Source organism: Fibrella musci (assembly GCF_041321105.1).
Classification (GTDB): Bacteria; Bacteroidota; Bacteroidia; order Cytophagales; family Spirosomataceae; genus Fibrella; species Fibrella musci.
Genome location: NZ_JBGGWD010000004.1, coordinates 93,091 through 110,370 on the forward strand (window position 1 = coordinate 93,091; position 17,280 = coordinate 110,370).

Annotated in this window: 17 protein-coding genes; 3 read left to right on the top strand and 14 right to left on the bottom strand. The window is 54.9% G+C overall.

What is annotated here, in order from left to right; all coding sequences use genetic code 11:
- Nucleotides 1-15: 15 nt before the first annotated feature.
- The 4 genes from ACAW74_RS13540 to ACAW74_RS13555 form a co-directional block, all read right to left on the bottom strand.
- Nucleotides 16-951, bottom strand: a complete 936-nt coding sequence (locus ACAW74_RS13540) for a D-2-hydroxyacid dehydrogenase (protein ID WP_370698740.1) — start codon at nucleotides 949-951, stop codon at nucleotides 16-18.
- A 53-nt stretch (nucleotides 952-1,004) separates the two neighbouring features.
- The gene (locus tag ACAW74_RS13545; protein WP_370698741.1) at nucleotides 1,005-1,988 is read right to left on the bottom strand and encodes a GlxA family transcriptional regulator; all 984 of its coding nucleotides are present in this window, start codon (nucleotides 1,986-1,988) and stop codon (nucleotides 1,005-1,007) included.
- 171 nt (nucleotides 1,989-2,159) lie between these two features.
- A complete protein-coding gene (locus tag ACAW74_RS13550) occupies nucleotides 2,160-3,221 on the bottom strand; it encodes an NAD-dependent epimerase/dehydratase family protein (protein ID WP_370698742.1) in 1,062 nt (353 codons plus the stop codon).
- A gap of 112 nt (nucleotides 3,222-3,333) precedes the next feature.
- Nucleotides 3,334-5,286 carry a KUP/HAK/KT family potassium transporter gene (locus ACAW74_RS13555; RefSeq protein ID WP_370698743.1) on the bottom strand — a complete coding sequence of 651 codons (1,953 nt, stop codon included), beginning with the start codon at nucleotides 5,284-5,286 and terminating at the stop codon, nucleotides 3,334-3,336.
- A 210-nt stretch (nucleotides 5,287-5,496) separates the two neighbouring features.
- Between ACAW74_RS13555 and ACAW74_RS13560 the strand changes: the two genes are divergently transcribed.
- Complete coding sequence (locus tag ACAW74_RS13560; protein ID WP_370698744.1) at nucleotides 5,497-6,792, top strand: hypothetical protein; 1,296 nt, start codon at nucleotides 5,497-5,499, stop codon at nucleotides 6,790-6,792.
- Nucleotides 6,793-6,827: 35 nt separating this feature from the next.
- Nucleotides 6,828-8,345, top strand: a complete 1,518-nt coding sequence (locus ACAW74_RS13565; protein ID WP_370698745.1) for an MBOAT family O-acyltransferase — start codon at nucleotides 6,828-6,830, stop codon at nucleotides 8,343-8,345.
- A 20-nt stretch (nucleotides 8,346-8,365) separates the two neighbouring features.
- On the opposite strand, the gene ACAW74_RS13570 is transcribed toward ACAW74_RS13565, so the two are convergent.
- The 9 genes from ACAW74_RS13570 to hppD form a co-directional block, all read right to left on the bottom strand.
- Nucleotides 8,366-8,986 carry a DUF4142 domain-containing protein gene (locus ACAW74_RS13570; RefSeq protein WP_370698746.1) on the bottom strand — a complete coding sequence of 207 codons (621 nt, stop codon included), beginning with the start codon at nucleotides 8,984-8,986 and terminating at the stop codon, nucleotides 8,366-8,368.
- Nucleotides 8,987-9,086: 100 nt separating this feature from the next.
- A complete protein-coding gene (locus ACAW74_RS13575; protein WP_370698747.1) occupies nucleotides 9,087-9,965 on the bottom strand; it encodes a flavin reductase family protein in 879 nt (292 codons plus the stop codon).
- Nucleotides 9,966-10,019: 54 nt separating this feature from the next.
- Entirely contained in the window at nucleotides 10,020-10,712 is a 693-nt protein-coding gene (locus tag ACAW74_RS13580) for a hypothetical protein (RefSeq protein WP_370698748.1), read from the bottom strand.
- Between the two features lie 13 nt (nucleotides 10,713-10,725).
- Nucleotides 10,726-11,190 (bottom strand): hypothetical protein, encoded by a 465-nt coding sequence (locus ACAW74_RS13585; protein ID WP_370698749.1) that lies wholly within the window; start codon nucleotides 11,188-11,190, stop codon nucleotides 10,726-10,728.
- Nucleotides 11,187-11,891: a hypothetical protein gene (locus ACAW74_RS13590; RefSeq protein ID WP_370698750.1), complete on the bottom strand. Its 705-nt coding sequence runs from the start codon at nucleotides 11,889-11,891 to the stop codon at nucleotides 11,187-11,189. The genes ACAW74_RS13585 and ACAW74_RS13590 overlap by 4 nt, the downstream gene beginning before the upstream one ends.
- The gene (locus ACAW74_RS13595) at nucleotides 11,888-12,454 is read right to left on the bottom strand and encodes a hypothetical protein (RefSeq protein ID WP_370698751.1); all 567 of its coding nucleotides are present in this window, start codon (nucleotides 12,452-12,454) and stop codon (nucleotides 11,888-11,890) included. The genes ACAW74_RS13590 and ACAW74_RS13595 overlap by 4 nt, the downstream gene beginning before the upstream one ends.
- A gap of 58 nt (nucleotides 12,455-12,512) precedes the next feature.
- The gene (locus tag ACAW74_RS13600) at nucleotides 12,513-12,950 is read right to left on the bottom strand and encodes a MarR family winged helix-turn-helix transcriptional regulator (RefSeq protein WP_370698752.1); all 438 of its coding nucleotides are present in this window, start codon (nucleotides 12,948-12,950) and stop codon (nucleotides 12,513-12,515) included.
- 72 nt (nucleotides 12,951-13,022) lie between these two features.
- The gene (gene phhA / locus ACAW74_RS13605) at nucleotides 13,023-13,769 is read right to left on the bottom strand and encodes a phenylalanine 4-monooxygenase (RefSeq protein WP_370698753.1); all 747 of its coding nucleotides are present in this window, start codon (nucleotides 13,767-13,769) and stop codon (nucleotides 13,023-13,025) included.
- A gap of 111 nt (nucleotides 13,770-13,880) precedes the next feature.
- Entirely contained in the window at nucleotides 13,881-15,029 is a 1,149-nt protein-coding gene (hppD, locus tag ACAW74_RS13610; protein ID WP_370699280.1) for a 4-hydroxyphenylpyruvate dioxygenase, read from the bottom strand.
- A gap of 289 nt (nucleotides 15,030-15,318) precedes the next feature.
- Between hppD and ACAW74_RS13615 the strand changes: the two genes are divergently transcribed.
- Nucleotides 15,319-15,924 carry a DUF3828 domain-containing protein gene (locus ACAW74_RS13615; protein WP_370698754.1) on the top strand — a complete coding sequence of 202 codons (606 nt, stop codon included), beginning with the start codon at nucleotides 15,319-15,321 and terminating at the stop codon, nucleotides 15,922-15,924.
- An 83-nt stretch (nucleotides 15,925-16,007) separates the two neighbouring features.
- Here the strand turns inward: ACAW74_RS13615 and ACAW74_RS13620 are convergent, their stop codons facing one another.
- Complete coding sequence (locus tag ACAW74_RS13620) at nucleotides 16,008-17,198, bottom strand: M20 metallopeptidase family protein (RefSeq protein WP_370698755.1); 1,191 nt, start codon at nucleotides 17,196-17,198, stop codon at nucleotides 16,008-16,010.
- Nucleotides 17,199-17,280 lie beyond the last annotated feature (82 nt).

Consider the following 17,280-nt stretch of genomic DNA (forward strand, 5'->3'; position numbering starts at 1 on the left):
TTTGCCGGTATCGTTTCAATAGCCGCGGCTAAAGTCAACTTCATTAGCCAAAGGCTGTCCTGATTTATAGGCGTGAAGGTTATTAATAAAAACACCCACCATATCGCGTTTTTCGTCGGCGTACCCACCGCTTGTATGCTGGGTTAAGATAACGTTTGGCAGATCCCAAAGTGGGTGATCTGCAGGCAGGGGTTCCACGGCGGTCACGTCAAGCACAGCACCAGCCAGATAACCATGCGTGAGCAGGTCGATTAAAGCCCGTTCGTCTAATAGCGACCCGCGGCCGACATTCACCAGCACGCTTCCCCGTTTCATCAGGCCTAGCCGTGTGGCATCGAGCATATTGATGGTTTCGGCTGTTTCGGGCAACGTACCTACCACCAGATCCGCTTTGGGCAATAGCGCGTCCAGATCCGCAAACGTAGGCGCTTCAGTACGGCGTACATAGGTAACTGCGCAGCCAAACGCTTCCAGCAACCGCCCCGTTGTCTGGCCTATGGCACCCGCCCCCAACACCAACGCTCGTTTACCCGACAAGACATGTAGCGACGGACGGAGTTTACTGCCTACCCATTCGTGATCGCGTTGGTAGTCGACTAGCGGCGCGATCCCGCGATACAACGCCAGAATGCCCGCCAATGCCGTTTCGGCACAGGATTGCCCAAAAAAGCCGTGCAGATTCGTTACGGTTACCTCAGGAAGTTGCGACCAATCGAACCGGTTGTAGGGATTAAGGCCTGCTGAATTCAATTGGAGCCAGCGTAGGTTGGCGTTGTCGGTCAGCCAATCTGTAGGTACGTTACCAAAAATAACCTCAGCTTCTCCACAACGTACCTGCTGTTCGGCGGGGGATAGATCTTGAGCGAAAAAGCACTGATCGGTAGGCGATAGAGCGTTGAGCAATGATTCTTTGTCAGAATCGGCTAGATGCACGTGGCAGTAAATAGTCATTGATAAGCAGCAGTGTGGCAGGCTGTTGAACCTGCGCGAGTCAGTGGAAAACGTCAGGCGACAGCCAGCCCGGTTCGGTTGTATTTACGACGATAAGCCTGTGGAGTAAGGCCTGTTACTTGCCGAAATACTTTTCTGAATGTTTTGGCATCGTTGTAACCTACGTCATACATAACCGTAGTGATGTCGTTTGTGTCTTTTTCCAGTGCTTTCTTGGCCGATTCGACCTTCACCCGTTGCAGATATTCCTGCGGCGTATTTTGCGTGGCCTGCTTAAACCGCCGAATGAAGTTACGCTTACTCATATTGGCCTGTTCGGCGATTTGATCGACCGTGAGCGGCAGGTGGAAATGGGTCTCGATAAACGTCTGAGCCCGCAATATGCCTTCGTCTTCATGTTGCCGCTGTCCCTGAAACACCGCAAAGTACGACTGACTGACCCGATCAAGATCGATGTTAAAAAGGCGACTAATGCCGATGCATACATCGCGGCCGCAGAATTTCTCGATCAGATACAGCACCAAGTTCCACGACAGCAGCGCACCACCACTGGTATAAATCCGATCGTGATCGGTCATGACCGTGTCGGTAAGGACCTGCACATCGGGGTAACGCTGCCGCATCTCATCAACCGATTTCCAGTGCGAGGCACAGGTTTTGCCCGTGAGCAAACCGGCCTCGGCCAGAAAGAAACTTCCTACGCACATGCTGGCGATTTCGGTGCCAGCGGCATACCGCGCGGCCAGCCAATCGATGAGGGCTCTGTTACGAGCGATGGCCGCTTCTGGATCCATATAAAAGGCCGGCACGATGATGAGCTCGCTGTCGGTGGCTTCGTCGAGGGTGCACGAGCAGAGGAATTGAGCTGGTACGGCCAACTGAATCGGATGCCCTTTTTCGCTGACCAGTTCCAGTCGGAACGGGGCGGGGCGGCCCAACTGCTGAACGAATTGATTGGTAGCCATGAGCAGATCGATCACGCCCGAGACAGAGGCCAACACCGCATCTTCGTAGACGAGCAGCGAAATGGTTTTCATACGTTGGAAGGTTTAGTAGTCAGGAAGGATACCCTAATATACGAAAGTAAGAGGGGACATGGAAGCGTGGCTGGGTACGTTTTCCACAAAAAAAGCAGGTCTATCAGGCAACACGAGGATTGTCTAATAGACCTGCTTTCAGGCTAGTTTACCGCTTATAAAGCGCAGTAGCTATTTGAGTATAGGCTCCAGCGCGGCCCGGTTTTCGTCGAGCCAAACGTGGATATCAGAGACGATATCCTGCATCGTCTTTTCGGGTTTCCAGCCGGTCAGGGCGGTTACCTTTGTGTTGTCGGTGATGTATAGGCGAATGTCGGCGGCTCGGTTTTCGGTCACCTGCCGGATAGGAATGGTCTTGCCGGTTACATCTTGGCAAATCTTGGTCAGTTCCTGCAACGAGGCGCTGCATTCGACCCCGCCACCTGCATTCAGAATCTCGCCGTTGACGGTATCGAGGTTGTGTAGTTGCCAGTCGATTAGACGATACAGGTCATCCACATGCAACATGTCGCGGGTTTGTTTGCCCGTTCCGCCATAGCCGATGTACGCCAGTTGCTGCTCGAAATAGTGCTTGGCGATCCAGAGCACCATCACGCCCTGATCGATCTTACCCATCTGCCAGGGACCGGTAATCACCCCGCACCGGTTAATGACCGTCTTGAGGCCGTAAAACTCGTTATACTCCTGAATAATCAGCTCCGACGCCAGCTTGGTGGTGCCGTAGAGTGACCGGGCGCCATCGAGCGGAAAATTCTCGGCAATGCCTTTGGCCGATACACCCGGTACCGGCTGCTCATCGACTAGCTCAAAACGCGTATCGCCTTCGTTAAAGTTGAGCGTTTCAAGCGTTTTGATGGGATAAATCCGGCTGGTCGACAGGAAGATAAAGGCCGCCTTATGCTTCAGCGCGTAATTGAGGCAGTTGACCGTACCAAACAGATTGGTATTGATGAGGTAATCGGGCGTACCATCCAGGCCCGCCAGTACTGATGGCTCGGCTGAGGCTTCGATGACGGTATCGACGGCAGGCAGGGCGTCAAAATCTTCTTTGCTACGAATATCGCCATGTACAAACTCGACACCAGCCTGCTTCAACCGCGAGATGTTAAGTTCTGAGCCGCGCCGTTTGAGGTTATCGAGGCAATAAATGGTGTAATCGGGGTAGTTTTTCTTCAGCGCAATGGCGAGCGACGACCCAACAAATCCGGCCCCGCCGGTGATAAGAAGCTTCATAATTGTGTGTAATGTAGAGACGCAACCGCAGCGGCGGACCGCCCCTTGCGTCTCAATCCGCGCCAGCCTTTTTCAAATTGCTGACGCCAGTGAGACGCAAGGGGTTGCGTCTCTACGATGGAATTCGTTTCAGGGTAACGTTCTCGACGGGACGGATCACGAGCGGGACTTTTTCGACTTTCACCGAACTGCTGTCAAGACCAAACCAGCGGTCTTCTGGTGTTGTGAACCCTTTGATCGAGAAATAGGCATTCATAATGAGGCGCTCGAAGGTAGGCAGGTCGTTTTCGAACGACAGGAATTTTTCGAGCACCACAAACCGGAAGTCGCCGATGACGTTCTGGCGGTTGAGCGATTCGTAGCGGCTGGTAATGTCTACCTCCTTATTGCGCACCATGTCTTCGATTACCTTGCGCAGAAACAGGTTGATGCGCTGCTCGACCCGGAAGCCGAGCTTAAACGTGATTTTGTAGGCATCGTCGGGCGCAATCGTGTTTACCTTATACTCCATCGTATAGGGGTCGTCAGTGGTGTCGACGTGCACAAACCAGTATATGTCGGCGCGTTTAGGGCGTTTCTGAAAAATCGAGTAAATAATCTTCGATTCGATCTCCGACTGCCGCGCCGCGTTGCTCATGAATACGATGTGCGTGGCATATTTCGGTATGCTGATATCGCGGCTCAGCTCTTTCAGCGATTGCAGGTAATGATCAATCCGAACGTATTCGGTCAGGCGTAGTTTGATCTGGAAGGCCTGTAACCAGATGTACATTACACCGGCAATCGTAGCACCGATCAGCAGCGACACGTACCCACCATGCGGGAATTTGATGAGGTTAGCCACCAAAAACGAGCCTTCGATGGCCAGATATACCGATAGAAACAGCACCACACCCCAGGCCTGATACTTCTTACTATAGAGGTAATAGGCCATCAGCATCGTGGTCATCAGCATGGTGAGCGTAATGGCCAGGCCGTAAGCCGCTTCCATATTGCTCGACTCGCGGAAATAAAGCACGATACCGACACAACCCAACCAAAGCAACAGGTTGATGCTGGGTACGTAGAGCTGCCCTTTCTGAACCGACGGGTAACGGAGCCGAACTTTAGGCCAGAAATTGAGCCGGATGGCTTCGCTGATAAGTGTAAATGAGCCGCTGATAAGGGCCTGAGACGCGATAACCGTAGCCGACGTAGCGATGATAATCCCAACAGTCAGGAACCAGCCGGGCATCAACTGGAAGAACGGAATACGCTCGTTGAGATTCTCGTTGGCGTGGTTGACAAGCCAGACGCCCTGCCCCAAATAATTCAGCAGCAGGCAGACTTTGACAAACGCCCAGCTTACCCGGATATTGGCCCGTCCGCAGTGGCCCATGTCGGAATACAGCGCCTCGGCCCCGGTCGTACACAGAAAGACCGACCCCAGCAGCCAGAAACCACCCGGATACTCGACCAGCAGTTCGTAGGCATAGTAGGGATTGAGCGACACAAAAATGCTTGGGTCCTGCGCAATACTGCCGATACCCAGCACCGCCAACATACCGAACCACACCATCATAACCGGTCCAAACGCCGTTCCGACTACACTTGTGCCGAAGGCCTGAATCAGGAAGAGCACCGTCAGGATACCAATAACGATGGTAACGATCTGACTCTCTGTGATGGTGGGATACAGCTGACGCAACCCCTCCACCGCCGACGTAACGGAAATGGGTGGGGTGATGATCCCGTCGGCCAGCAGCGCCGACCCCCCGATGATGGCGGGCAACGTGAGCCAGCGGGCGTGGCGGCGAACCAGGGCGTAGAGCGCGAAAATCCCACCTTCGCCCCGGTTATCGGCTCGCAGAATCAGGATTACGTACTTAACGGTGGTCTGAAGGGTGAGCGTCCAGAAAATGCAGGAGAGCGCTCCACGGACAACTTCGGCATCAATGACGTTGGTAGGACCAACAATGGCGCGAAGCGTATAGAGAGGCGACGTACCGATGTCGCCATAGATGATGCCCAAGGCTACCAGTAAACCAGCGGCGGAAACCTTGTCTAAGCTTTTTTTATCTTCCATAGAAGCCTATTGATCGCAACTGCATAGCGGTGAGCGATCATAGCGGGCGCAAAGATAACAGGTGACTGTACAGAATGTTCATAGTACATAATCAGTAAGGCCTTACGATAGGATGGGGGTATTGCTGTCGGGAATCCGCTATTTTTGTAGGAATTGACGATCTTTTCGGCTGCTCGATAGCCAGCGACCCGATTGCTGGTGAGGCTTTTTATGTTTATACTCTACGCTAAATTGGTTGCCTCACTGCTACTGGCGGTGATTCTTGTTCTTGTTCTCTGGCAACGGCAGCGTATCGAAAGCGAGCTAGCACGGCCCAATATACCTTGGTTACCAGTATTCTGGCTGGTTCTGCGCCTAGTGCCATTCCTGGTCATTTATGTGTCGCAGGGCTTTAGTCCTCAGTCAGATGTGCGCGGGTACTACTATCCCATTGCCAAAGCTGCGGCGTATGGGAAAATGCTGTATCGCGATGTGATTTGCCCCTACAGCCCACTATTTGGCTATTGGCTGGCCCCGTTTGTCTGGTTATGGCGCGACCCCAAAGTGATCGTGCTGGCTATGACCCTCTTCGAACTGCTGGCCGTCTGGCTGACGTATCGCGAGCTTTTAAGCCCCGAAAAGCGACCCGCCCGGCTGTTCCGTTGTCTGATGTATTATCTATTACCCGTGTCGTTCGTGTTCTGTGTAACAAGTGGGCAGGAAGACGTGGTGCTGTGGATTTTTGCCTTGCTGGCCGGGAAAGCTCTCGCCAACAATCAGTCGTTCAGAGCCGGGTTGTGGTTTGCCCTGGGGCTGCTGTCGACCAAGGCGTTGTTTGTCCTGATGGGCGTACCGCTGTTTTTTATGGCGCGAAAAAAAATGCAGTTTGTTGGGGCCTGTGCACTGCTTGGCCTGCCCGTGGCGCTGTTTTATTTCTGGAAAGCCGATCTGCTGTTTATCCAACAGCCGCTTGAAGAAGGCGCTTACCTGAAAGCCCCCAACCTGCGTTCGGTGTTGGCTCCCTTTATCGGCGAAGCCATTAACCGTTTCCAGAACGTAGAAAGTTATGTGGGCTTGCTCACCACCGTTGGCCTGACGGGCTACGTGCTTTACCGGCGTCATCAGCTCGGTCAATTACAAACCGATGCCCGGCATACAGTTGCCCTGTTCTACATCCTGATTTTTAGTTGGACGACCGTCGTGCAGCACAACGCCATCAGCAACTACGCCTATCTGACTATGTTGCCACTGCTGTTCGTGATGGTTGACCTTACCAATGGGCGAGTAATGGGCGCTCTGATTGTCTTTAACGTGCTGGCCGCCGTTCATTCGTCGTTCTGGTGGCGAATCGGGCAGCCTTTCTTTTATAGCTTTCGCCAGATAGATCGACCAACGTACCTGCTCGATTACGGAATAGAAATCTTTTTGGTGAGCGGTTTTACGTTATTTGCAATTCAGGCTGTGAAGCAGCTAGTGGTTGGGCAAGCCGCACCGACCTCTATTCAGCGTCACGTACCCGAGCACTGAACCGCTGCCTCTGACCAACGAGCTACGTCCCACCTATGCTGTTTGATTCACTTCAGTTTCTTCTTTATTTCACCGTAGTCACCTTAACCTATTACAGCCTGCCAAAAGGCAATGGGCGGTGGTCACTGTTGCTGATTGCGAGTTGTTACTTCTACGCCGTTTTTCAGCCTACCTACATTTTCATCCTTTTCCTGACCATCGTGATCGACTACATCGCGGGGATCTGGCTGGAAAAAACACCCGTTGGGCGCGGGCGCAAATGGCTGCTGATTCTGTCGCTGCTGTCGAACGTCGGGATTCTGGCGTTTTTCAAGTACCTGGGTTTTTTTACTGAAAACATCGCCTGGGTGTTCAATCACCTCGATTTGCCTGTATTAGCCGAGCGCGTTACCCACGTGGCTAACCGACTGTTTCTGAAAGTAATCGAAGTGTTTGGGCAAAGCGGTGTGTCGTCCTATAAAGACAACATGGGGATTTTGCCTATTGGCTTATCATTCCATACGTTTCAGGCGATGAGCTACACCATCGAGGTGTACCGGGGTAACCAGAAAGCCGAGCGACATTTTGGTATTTATGCGCTGTATGTGATGTTCTATCCGCAGTTGGTGGCGGGGCCGATCGAGCGGCCACAGAACGTGCTGCATCAGTTCCACACACATTTTGCCTACGATTTCGAAAATATCAAAGCCGGGCTGATGCGCATGGCTTTTGGCTTTTTCAAGAAGTGCGTCATTGCCGACCGAATCGCCATGATGGTCGACCCGGCCTATGCCGACCCCGCGAGCCACAGCGGGATGAGCCTGCTAATCGCCACGTTCTTTTACACTTTCCAGATCTATTGCGACTTTTCGGCTTATTCCGACATCGCGATCGGAACGGCCCGGGTGATGGGCTTCACGCTGATGGAGAACTTCAAAGCGCCGTATGTGGCTCATTCCATTACCGAGTTCTGGCGGCGGTGGCACCTGTCTCTGTCGACCTGGTTTCGTGATTATCTTTACATTCCACTGGGTGGTAACCGCAAAGGCGAGTTTCGGCGAAACCTGAACCAGATGATCGTGTTTCTGGCGTCGGGTCTATGGCACGGGGCCAACTGGACCTATGTCATCTGGGGTGGTTTGCATGGGGCGTACCAGGTCGGGGCTGGTCTGCGCGACAAATGGCTGGGCAAAGCAAGCGATCGGCCCATTACTCAGCAAGCCGGTTTTGCACCCACTGGGCGGCTGTGGCACGTGGGTAACGTGCTGATTACCTTCGCACTCGTGATGCTGACTTGGGTATTCTTCCGGGCAACCAGCGTCCGGTCAGCTGTGTTGATTCTGAAAAAGATTGTCAGGTTCTCGCCGGGTAATGAGGTTCCGTCGCCGCTCAACAGCGCCGAACTTTGGTTCAGCGTAGCCCTGATTGCCTTTCTGCTGGTGAAGGAATCAACGTACCTGACAATCCCGACACGCAGCACGCCCCGATTTTTCGCGCTGATGACCGTGCTGGTGCTGGTGATCTACTTCTTCGGCGTCTTCACGTCGAATCAGTTCATCTACTTCCAGTTCTAGGCTGAAAAGCTGTTTGTTTGCTAATTGATGACGTTTTTCAATTGCTTGATAGCATCGTCGGCATCTTCCTGCGTTTTCTTCAGCTTCTTGCCATAGCTTCTTACCGCATCGGTTGTGCCCGCATCGGCCAGATCGTCGGCTGCGTTGGCCGATTTCTTCGCCACTTTTCCCATTTCATCTAGGTATTTCAGATCAAGCGCAACACCCGGCTCGGCATGCTGTAAATCAGTCAACCGGTCTTTGCCTTCGTTGGACAGCGTCGCAGGTAACTCAATCTTAAGTTCGTTTGCCAGACGGCGCAAGTCGCTATCGGCCTGTTGATTGGCAGAGATAACCCGTTGCGCATAGGCTTTCACCTGCGGATTAGTTGCCCGCCGCGCCGCTTCCTGGCTTAGTTGATTGGCCGTTTGTTGCATACTGGCCAGATCGACCATCTTGTCGGCCATGCTTTTGGCATCGTCTTTGGCTTCGGCACTGAAAACTGCTGCCTGCGCGTCGATGCGCTTGTCGTTAGCTTGCTTGACTTTGTCGGTGCTGTCGGTTGAGCAACTCGTGACCACGGTCAGTAGGCCAATGGCCACTAATAACAGGCAGACCGTGGTGATACCGACCAGGCCCGCTCGGGTTGCAGAATTATTCATGTTCATAACGTTTTGTTGGTAGCATCGAAACGTCATGAGTAGGCGATATGTTTAGACTATTAGGTAAGTGGACAAATCGCCGGTGGGGCAACGTACCTGATCATTGTAGCAATGTTAGCCACGCCTCCCGAACCTGATGCTGTTGCAGCAACTGATGGGCGCAGTGGTGCAGCAAATCGGGCAGGTACTGGCATCCGTTGCTGGCTTCGTCTCGGAGCGATCGAATCGCTTCCGTTTGCCCATAGTCACGAATCTCGTCGGGTGTCGGGAAGGCCTCGTAACTGCCAAGCTTGCCCAGGTCATTACCGGTCAGGATGCGGCTGTTACGGATGGCGACGGGCAGCCCATCGTAGCCAATGCCGACTTTGGGGCGCGCCACTTCAAACAGCGCCTCGCCATTGGCCCGGCAGTACCAGTCGGCGCCCATGCGGCCAACCAAATCGATCTTATGCGGGTCGATCAGCCCGTTTTCAGTGAAAATGTCGTCGTGAAAATGAGCCGTCAGCACTTCGGCCAGCACGATCGTACCGGCACCGGGGCTATCGCCCGTCGGGATAAGCTGCCGAACTACGCACTCAAAAGCGGCCGGCGACTCGGCCACGCGCGGCGGACGTACCCGGTCAGACGGCACTTCGGTAAAACCCGCTTTGACAAACTCATTGACGTGCCGATCGTATTCGGCACTAGCCAGCGACATCTGCTCGACCATGCGGTGGCTCACTACGTTGATGACCACTTCGGGCACCTCTTCTACGTTCAGCAATGAGTGCTTTTTGTGCCCATGCCGGTTGAGGTTTGGTACGAACATAAGCATCGGCGGGTTGGACCCAACGACATTGAAAAAGCTGAACGGACTGAGGTTTACATGCCCGTCGGCGCTGATGGTGCTGGCGAACGCAATGGGGCGCGGGCCAACCGACCCGATCATGTAGCGGTAAAAAGCCAGTTGTGGCAGGCTATCGGCAGAAATGGTTGTCATGCTAACAAAGCTACACAACTATTCGACAGGCTGTTGGGGCTGTGCCCGGTACGTTCAACGTAAGGGTAGCGAGTAAAGCAGTTTCAGGGCAACACCACCCGTCAGCGCAATCGGTGCGGCGCGCTCGCCAGATTGAGTAAAACCAACGTACCGCCCAAGTCCTGGCAGGTAGGGGGGAGGCATAGATTGCGTTGGCAGGCGATTGTGGAACAGACCGTAATGGATGCAGACGCGCACCAGCCACCGCTCACCCAGGCCAAAGTCGCGATTGGTTTGGCCCTCTACACCTATAGTGCCTCCTGTTGCGGTAGGGATAGGAATCACTGTTTCACCGAAGGTTCCGGCCGGAATGCGCACGTTGCCGTTGGTTTGCCAAACCGAAGCTGTCAACAAAGCGGCCTGTGTCCATTTCGGTCCATGTACCCACTCCACGCCCGCTTTCAGGAAGCCACCCGTCAGGTTCAGGTACGTTTGCCCAGAAACCGCACCCGTGTATCGGGTGACGCCCAGTTGGCCTTGCCACCAATGCCGTCGGTCGGGGTGCTCCAGCCGAATGAGAGGTTCGATGGTGTAGAACGATTCCCGCTGTGAGGGAATACGCCCAATCCAGGAGACAGGCATTTTTGCCACATCGAGGCCAAGTTGCAGCCGACGCGGAGCGATTGGCGCTTCGGGCGAAGCAGACTGCGCCCAGGAGACGTTCGTGATCAGGGCCAGGCAGAGCGCTATGTAAACAGCTTTTTTCATCGGGGCGTGGCGGCTACAGGCTTAATTGTACCCGAACAGACCCCGGCTGACCATACTGCACAGGCAGGTTGGGCGGGAGTGGATCGCCGTCGTAATAAACGGCCTCGACGGGGCCAAGCGCCCGTTGTGCCGCCAGTTCCTGAGTCGGGCGTGTCAGCCGTAGGCTGTAGCCGCATTTATCCGATGGATCACTCAATTGAACCGCATAGCGAACCGTCAGAGTATCCGGCTTGCCGTCGATCTGTACTGTATAGCGGGTGGCTGTAGCGTTCAGATCGACCGGTAATTCAAGCACTTGCCGCCCGGTAACGGGTCCAGAAACGGTAAAAGGTTCTCTTTGGCCCAGTGCCTGCCAACGCTCTACCCGTCGACCCGGGGTGACCGATACATCGACTCGGATACGGGGCAACTCGTTGGCGCAGGGCGGGTTGCACTGGCTGAGCAGCAGCAGGGTCCCGATGTAGGCGAACGACTTCATAGCTGATAAACCAGATTGAGACCAGCGCTTAAACCGATACCGCCCGTTTTAGCCATCTTGAGCCAGTCGATGCCTGACAGGTAAGGGGGCTCAATGGTGAGTGCGTTATTCGTCTTAGCCAGTAGCGTCGTGCGTAACGACAGCCGCAGGGCCAGCCGGGGCCCCAACTCAATTTCGCGCCCAAGGTGTGCCTCACCACCGAACGCCAGCCCACTCAGGGAGCCGGTTGGTTGCAGATAATCGCCGAAAGCCGGGCCTTTGAATAAAATCGACCCATCGCCCGACCAGCCCGCCAATATGGCTCCGTAGCCTAGCAAAAGCCCCTTTCGTCTGATTTCGATGCCCGCTCGCAGGTGTGCACTTTGGCCACGCTGATAAACTGTCCGGCGCAACGTACCGGCATAGGTTGCGTAGCCAACGCTTACGTAAGCGTTCCGGTCTTCGAGCTGACGGGGCCGAACGGGCCAGTACAAACTCACGGATACCGGTCGGTAATAGACCGGCGTCTGCTGCCAATTGAGGGCCGAATACGCCCACCAGATGCCCCGCGACAGATCGGTACCGATCCACGGCCGACGCGATTGGACCAGCTTCGCTTTTTGCTGAGCCAGCGCCGCCGAATACAGCGGAATGGTATCCTGCGCCTGCGTCGTCACCGCCAACAGCAACGTACCCAGGACTAATAGAGCCCGTTGTTTCATGGCAGCGTGATACTGACGGTGATGTCGCTTCTGGTGTAGCGGCTGTTGAAGACATTGTGGTCTAAGCGGGTGCCTTCGTAATATACGCTGGTAACCTTACCCAGGGTCGATCGGGCACCAAGGCCAGTAGTGGGAAGCCCCGTTGGGTCCGGATTCGTAAAGCCAATGGGTGGTTGCACGTCGACCCAGTAGCCGCAATCGTCGTCTTTGTACGAAAATATGCGCCGGTAGTTGACCGTAAGCGTATCGAAACGGGTAGCCGACGTCAGCACGTAGCGGGTTTGGTCAGCGGCCAGGCTATACGGTACGTTGTACGACACTGAGCTAGTGGGCTGATCTAGATCTGTGGGGTGCGTTCGGGTTGGGTCGCGCAACTCCTGTGCCCCGTCAATGCCCTGAATGCTGGTGACTACATTTCGCGCCGTTAGTGGCTTTTGCGACGCTGAACTGAAGTAGATCGTAAGTCTCGGTTCCTGGTCGGCATCGGGGCCGCAACCCGGTGTGCACGATGGCAGACAGTCGGTCAGAAGCAACAGCAAGATATACAGGTAGTGGCGTCGCATACAGGCAGAGTTGGTTCGTCGTCACCATGACCCCGACAGAGGCGCGCTGGTTGTAACGTTATGCGCTAAAATTACGATAAATCGAATCCATGATGCGCGTAAAGTGCTGGTAATCTTCGTCGCTAAGTTCGCCCCAACCCTGCCGCCTGATGTCAACCACCATTGGCAGAAGTTGCGCATAGATGCCTTCGCCAGAGGGCGTCAATGAAATCAGGAATTTGCGGCGGTCGTCGTCGGACATCCGGCGTTCGGCGAGGCCTTTTTTGGTCAGGATGTCGATGATGCGCGTCACGGTGGGCGCGTCTTTGGTCGTCAGTTCGCCTAACTGGTTCTGGCTGATGCCGGGGTTCCGATGCAGGTGATCGATCAGCACCCATTGGTCGACCGTGAGGTCGAAACCCGCGTCGGTAAAGCGTTTTTGCAGGGCGTACCGGATCCGCTTGATAGCGGTATCAATCTTAAAAAAATAAGCGCGCTCGTCGGAAGGGTGCGTCATTTCAATTGGCAAAGCACAATGAACAATGACCAATATTACGCAGAAATGGGCATTCTTCCCGTTAGATGCCGCCTAGACCTTGGCAGCCAGTAGCTCTTCCAGCCGGATTTCAATCGTCGGCACTGATTCGTACAACTGCTCGTAGGAGTCGATTACGAAGTATTGTTCCTGAAAATGATCGATGATGTACGGCGTTTGCAGGAGCGTTGTTACATCGTAGTCAAGCCGTTTGGGTACGTTGCTTTCAAGGGCATAGACGGTCTCGCCGGGCGACGACAGAATCCCCCCGCCATAAATCCGCAGGTGGCTGTTGCCCGACGCATCGCGTTCCCGAATCAGGCCAAATTCCACCGTGTACCAGTAGAGCCGGGCGATCATCTCAATGGCTTCTTCATTGTCGACATGGCTCAGGGCCAGCCGACTCAGCGAGGCCAGAAAATCGCAGAACGACTGATTGGTCAGCACGGGTACGTGCCCGAAGGTGTCGTGAAACATATCGGGCTCGGGCAGGTAGTCGAGCTGTTCGCGCGAACGTACCCAGGTCGTGGCCGGAAACTGCCGGTCGGCCATGAGCTCGAAAAACTCACGATTGCCAATCAGGCCCGGCACGGCCACCACCCGCCAGCCGGTCAGGGGCAGCAAGCGCGGGTTCAGGTCTTTCTCAAAGTTGGGAATGCGCTTGTTGGGGAAGCCCGTCGCCACAATCCCATCCATATAGGCCTGCGACGCCCGCCCCGGCAACTGGGCCATCTGCCGGGTAAAGAGCAATTCCCAAACCGCCTGCTCGTCGGGGGTGTATTTAGCGTAATCCTGATGCATGGAAAGAAAAGTTAACGCAAAGGCGCAAAGAGTACGCGAAGGTCGCCAAGGCAATTAGCATTTATACCTTCGCGCCCTTTGCGTGTACCTTCGCGTCTTTGCGTTAAAAATTTACAACGTACCTCGTAATTCCTGTTCGCGTTCGATGGCTTCGAAAAGGGCTTTGAAATTGCCTTTGCCAAACGAGCGCGCTCCCTTGCGCTGAATAATCTCGAAAAACAACGTGGGACGCGGGCAGATGGGCTTCGTGAACAACTGAAGCAGATACCCTTCTTCGTCGCGGTCAACCAGAATACCCAGCGGACGCAGCGTTTCGATTTCCTCGTCGATCTCGCCGACACGCTCCTTCAGGTCGTCGTAGTATGTGTCGGGCACGCGTAGAAACTCGACGCCCCGATCGCGTAGGGCCGTTACGGTCGCCACGATATCGTCGGTTGCCACGGCCATGTGCTGAATACCCGCCCCACCATAGAAATCGATGTACTCTTCAATCTGCGATTTCTTCTTGCCTTCGGCGGGCTCGTTGATCGGAAATTTCACGCGGCCATTTCCGTTGCTCATCACCTTACTCATCAGGGCCGTGTAGTCGGTCGAGATGTCTTTATCGTCGAACGAAACCAACTGGCTGAAACCCATAACGTTTGCGTAGAAGTTAACCCACTGATTCATCTCGTTCCAGCCTACATTGCCCACCATATGATCTACGTAGAGCAAACCTGTTGAGGCAGGTTGGTAGGTCGGCTGCCACGCTTCGTAACCGGGCAGGAAAACGCCCGCATAATCGGTGCGCTCTACAAATAGGTGCACCGTATCGCCGTACGTGTGAATACCCGACCGGACAACGTACCCGAAGCGGTCTTCCTCGCGGGTCGGTTTCAGAAACGGAACGGCCCCGCGTTGAGTCGTTTCCCGGAAAGCCGCCGTTGCATCATCGACCCAGAACGCTACCACGCGCACGCCGTCGCCGTGTTTGTCGAGGTGAGCGCCAATGTCGGTGCCGCCGTGCAGGGGTGATGTGAGTACGAGCCGAATTTTGCCCTGCTCTACCACATACGATTCGCGGTCGCGGAGGCCAGTCGACAGCCCGGCATGCGCCAGCGGCTGAAACCCGAAGGCGGTCTGGAAGTAGTGGGCCGCCTGCCGGGCATTGCTTACGTACAGTTCGACGTAATCGGTGCCGTTAAGGGGTAAAAAATCTGCTGTGGGCTGATCGTGTTGGGCAACGGCCAGCGCTTGGGTGGCGGGGTCCGAAACAAGCATCGCTTCCATAACCGGAGGGAGCAGCGGGCAGCATCGGAGGCTAACCAACTCCAATGCCGCCACTGCTCATTTGTTGATGAAGGTAATTAGCTTAACAATTATTGTTTAGCGTACAATTATAACAACAAAGAGTTAGTTATGGTACATTATCAAGAAGATTTATTATCGAATGGGTAGCGGGTTGGTTGGCTTGCCCCACACCGTAGAGTAAATGGATGCCCAACGCTGGCCGGCAACGCCGAACAAATGAATCAGGCTTGTATGTTTGTATAGCACCTTATTGACCTGTATGCCCCGTTTTCGTGCTTTTTATGTAATTGCTGGACTAAGTTGGATGGCGGCCTGTTCATCGCCCCAAAACGAACAGGCCCAGCAGGCTGCGGCCGATAGTGTGAGCCGGGCGGCTAATGCATCGGCGGTTAGTGATTCGGTAACGGCTCCTACAGCCCCTTCCGTTACGAACTCGGCCAACCCGCCTATGCCGACGCGCTCGGCGCAGGATGTGGTGGCGGCGCTATACGCGGCCCACGATGCCCAGAAAAGCCCCTTTTATCAGTCAGAAAGTCGTACGCGTATTCGGCAATATTTTACCAGTGAGCTGGCCAACCTGATCTGGCGCGACGCCAAAAGCACCTCGCGGGGCGAGTTGGGTCGCCTCGACGCCGATCCGCTCTACGATGCGCAGGATACGGACGTGAAGGAGTTTATTATTCAACCTGCCGTGGTCAAAAACAACGAAGCCGAAGTGCAGGTGACATTTTCGAACCTGGGCGCGAAGAAGACGTTCACGTTTCTTTTGCGGAACGAAAACGGCAACTGGCGCATTGGCGATATTCTCTACGGCGACGGCAGTCAGCTACACCAGAAGCTGAGTGGGAAGGCTGGTAATGAATAATGCACGATGTACAATGCACAATGGGCTGGCGCTGCTGTATTGATGCGCCAGCCCATTGTGCATTGTACATCGTGCATTATTCATTAACCCTGCAACTCCTGCACGGCGAGCCAGGCCATGAGGCCGGGACCGATAGCAAGGGCACTTTCGTCGATATCGAACGTAGGCGTGTGAACCCCGCTGGTGATGCCACGGGCTTCGTTGCGGGTGCCAAGGCGGTAAAAGCACGAGTCAACCACCTGCGAGTAGAAAGCAAAATCTTCGCCCGCCATCCACAAATCCAGATCGACCACGTTTTCGCGGCCCATGTAGGCTTCGGCCTGGGTACGTAGGCGACGGGTCAGTTCGGGGTGATTTTTCAGGAACGGATAGCCTTTCACGCGGGTGAACTCACAGGTGCCGCCCATCGCTTCGGCCATTGTTTCAGCCATTTTCTGCATCTGCGCCGCGCCCTTCTCGCGCCACTCTTCGTTCATGCACCGGAACGTACCCTCGATCTCCACGTAGTTGGGAATCACGTTGGTGACACCATCGGCAATGAACCGCCCAAACGATAGCACCGACGGGCTGGCAGGTGGCCGGTTACGGCTGATGATCTGCTGCAAGGCCACAATGATGTGCGAGGCAATCAGCACCGGGTCGACAAGGTTGTCGGGCATGGCGGCGTGGCCTCCTTTGCCGCGTACGGTCATGTAAATTTCGTCGGTACTGGCCATGTACATGCCTTCCCGAAACCCGATTTTGCCCACAGGTACGTTGGGTGCCACGTGCTGACCGATCATACCCGCCGGCCGTGGGTTGTCGAGCACGCCTTCTTTAATCATCAGCGAAGCGCCACCGGGGGCTTTCTCTTCGGCCGGCTGAAATACCAGCTTGATTGTTCCCGAAAACTGATCGCGTAATTGGGTCAGAATGCGGGCCGTACCCAGCAAACTAGCCGTGTGCACGTCGTGGCCGCAGGCGTGCATCACCCCCTCGACCGTCGATTTGTAGGGTACGTCGTTGGCTTCGTGAATGGGCAGGGCGTCCATGTCGGCGCGCAGACCTACGACCCGCTCACGGTTGCCGGGCAACGTACCTGTAATGAGCGCCACCACGCCCGTATCGGCCACGCCTTCCTGCGGCTCAAGGCCCAAGGCCGTAAGCTCACGGGCCACAAACCGGGCGGTTTCGCGTTCGTTGAACGACAGCTCGGGGTGGGCGTGAAGGTGCCGACGGGTCTGAACCGCATCGGCGGCGTATTGCTGGGAAAGCGATTTTATCGAGTCAAGCATGGTTAGTTAATGCACAATGAATAATGTACGATGTACAATGAATGACTAATGCGAACCGCACTATCCATTGTACATCGTACAT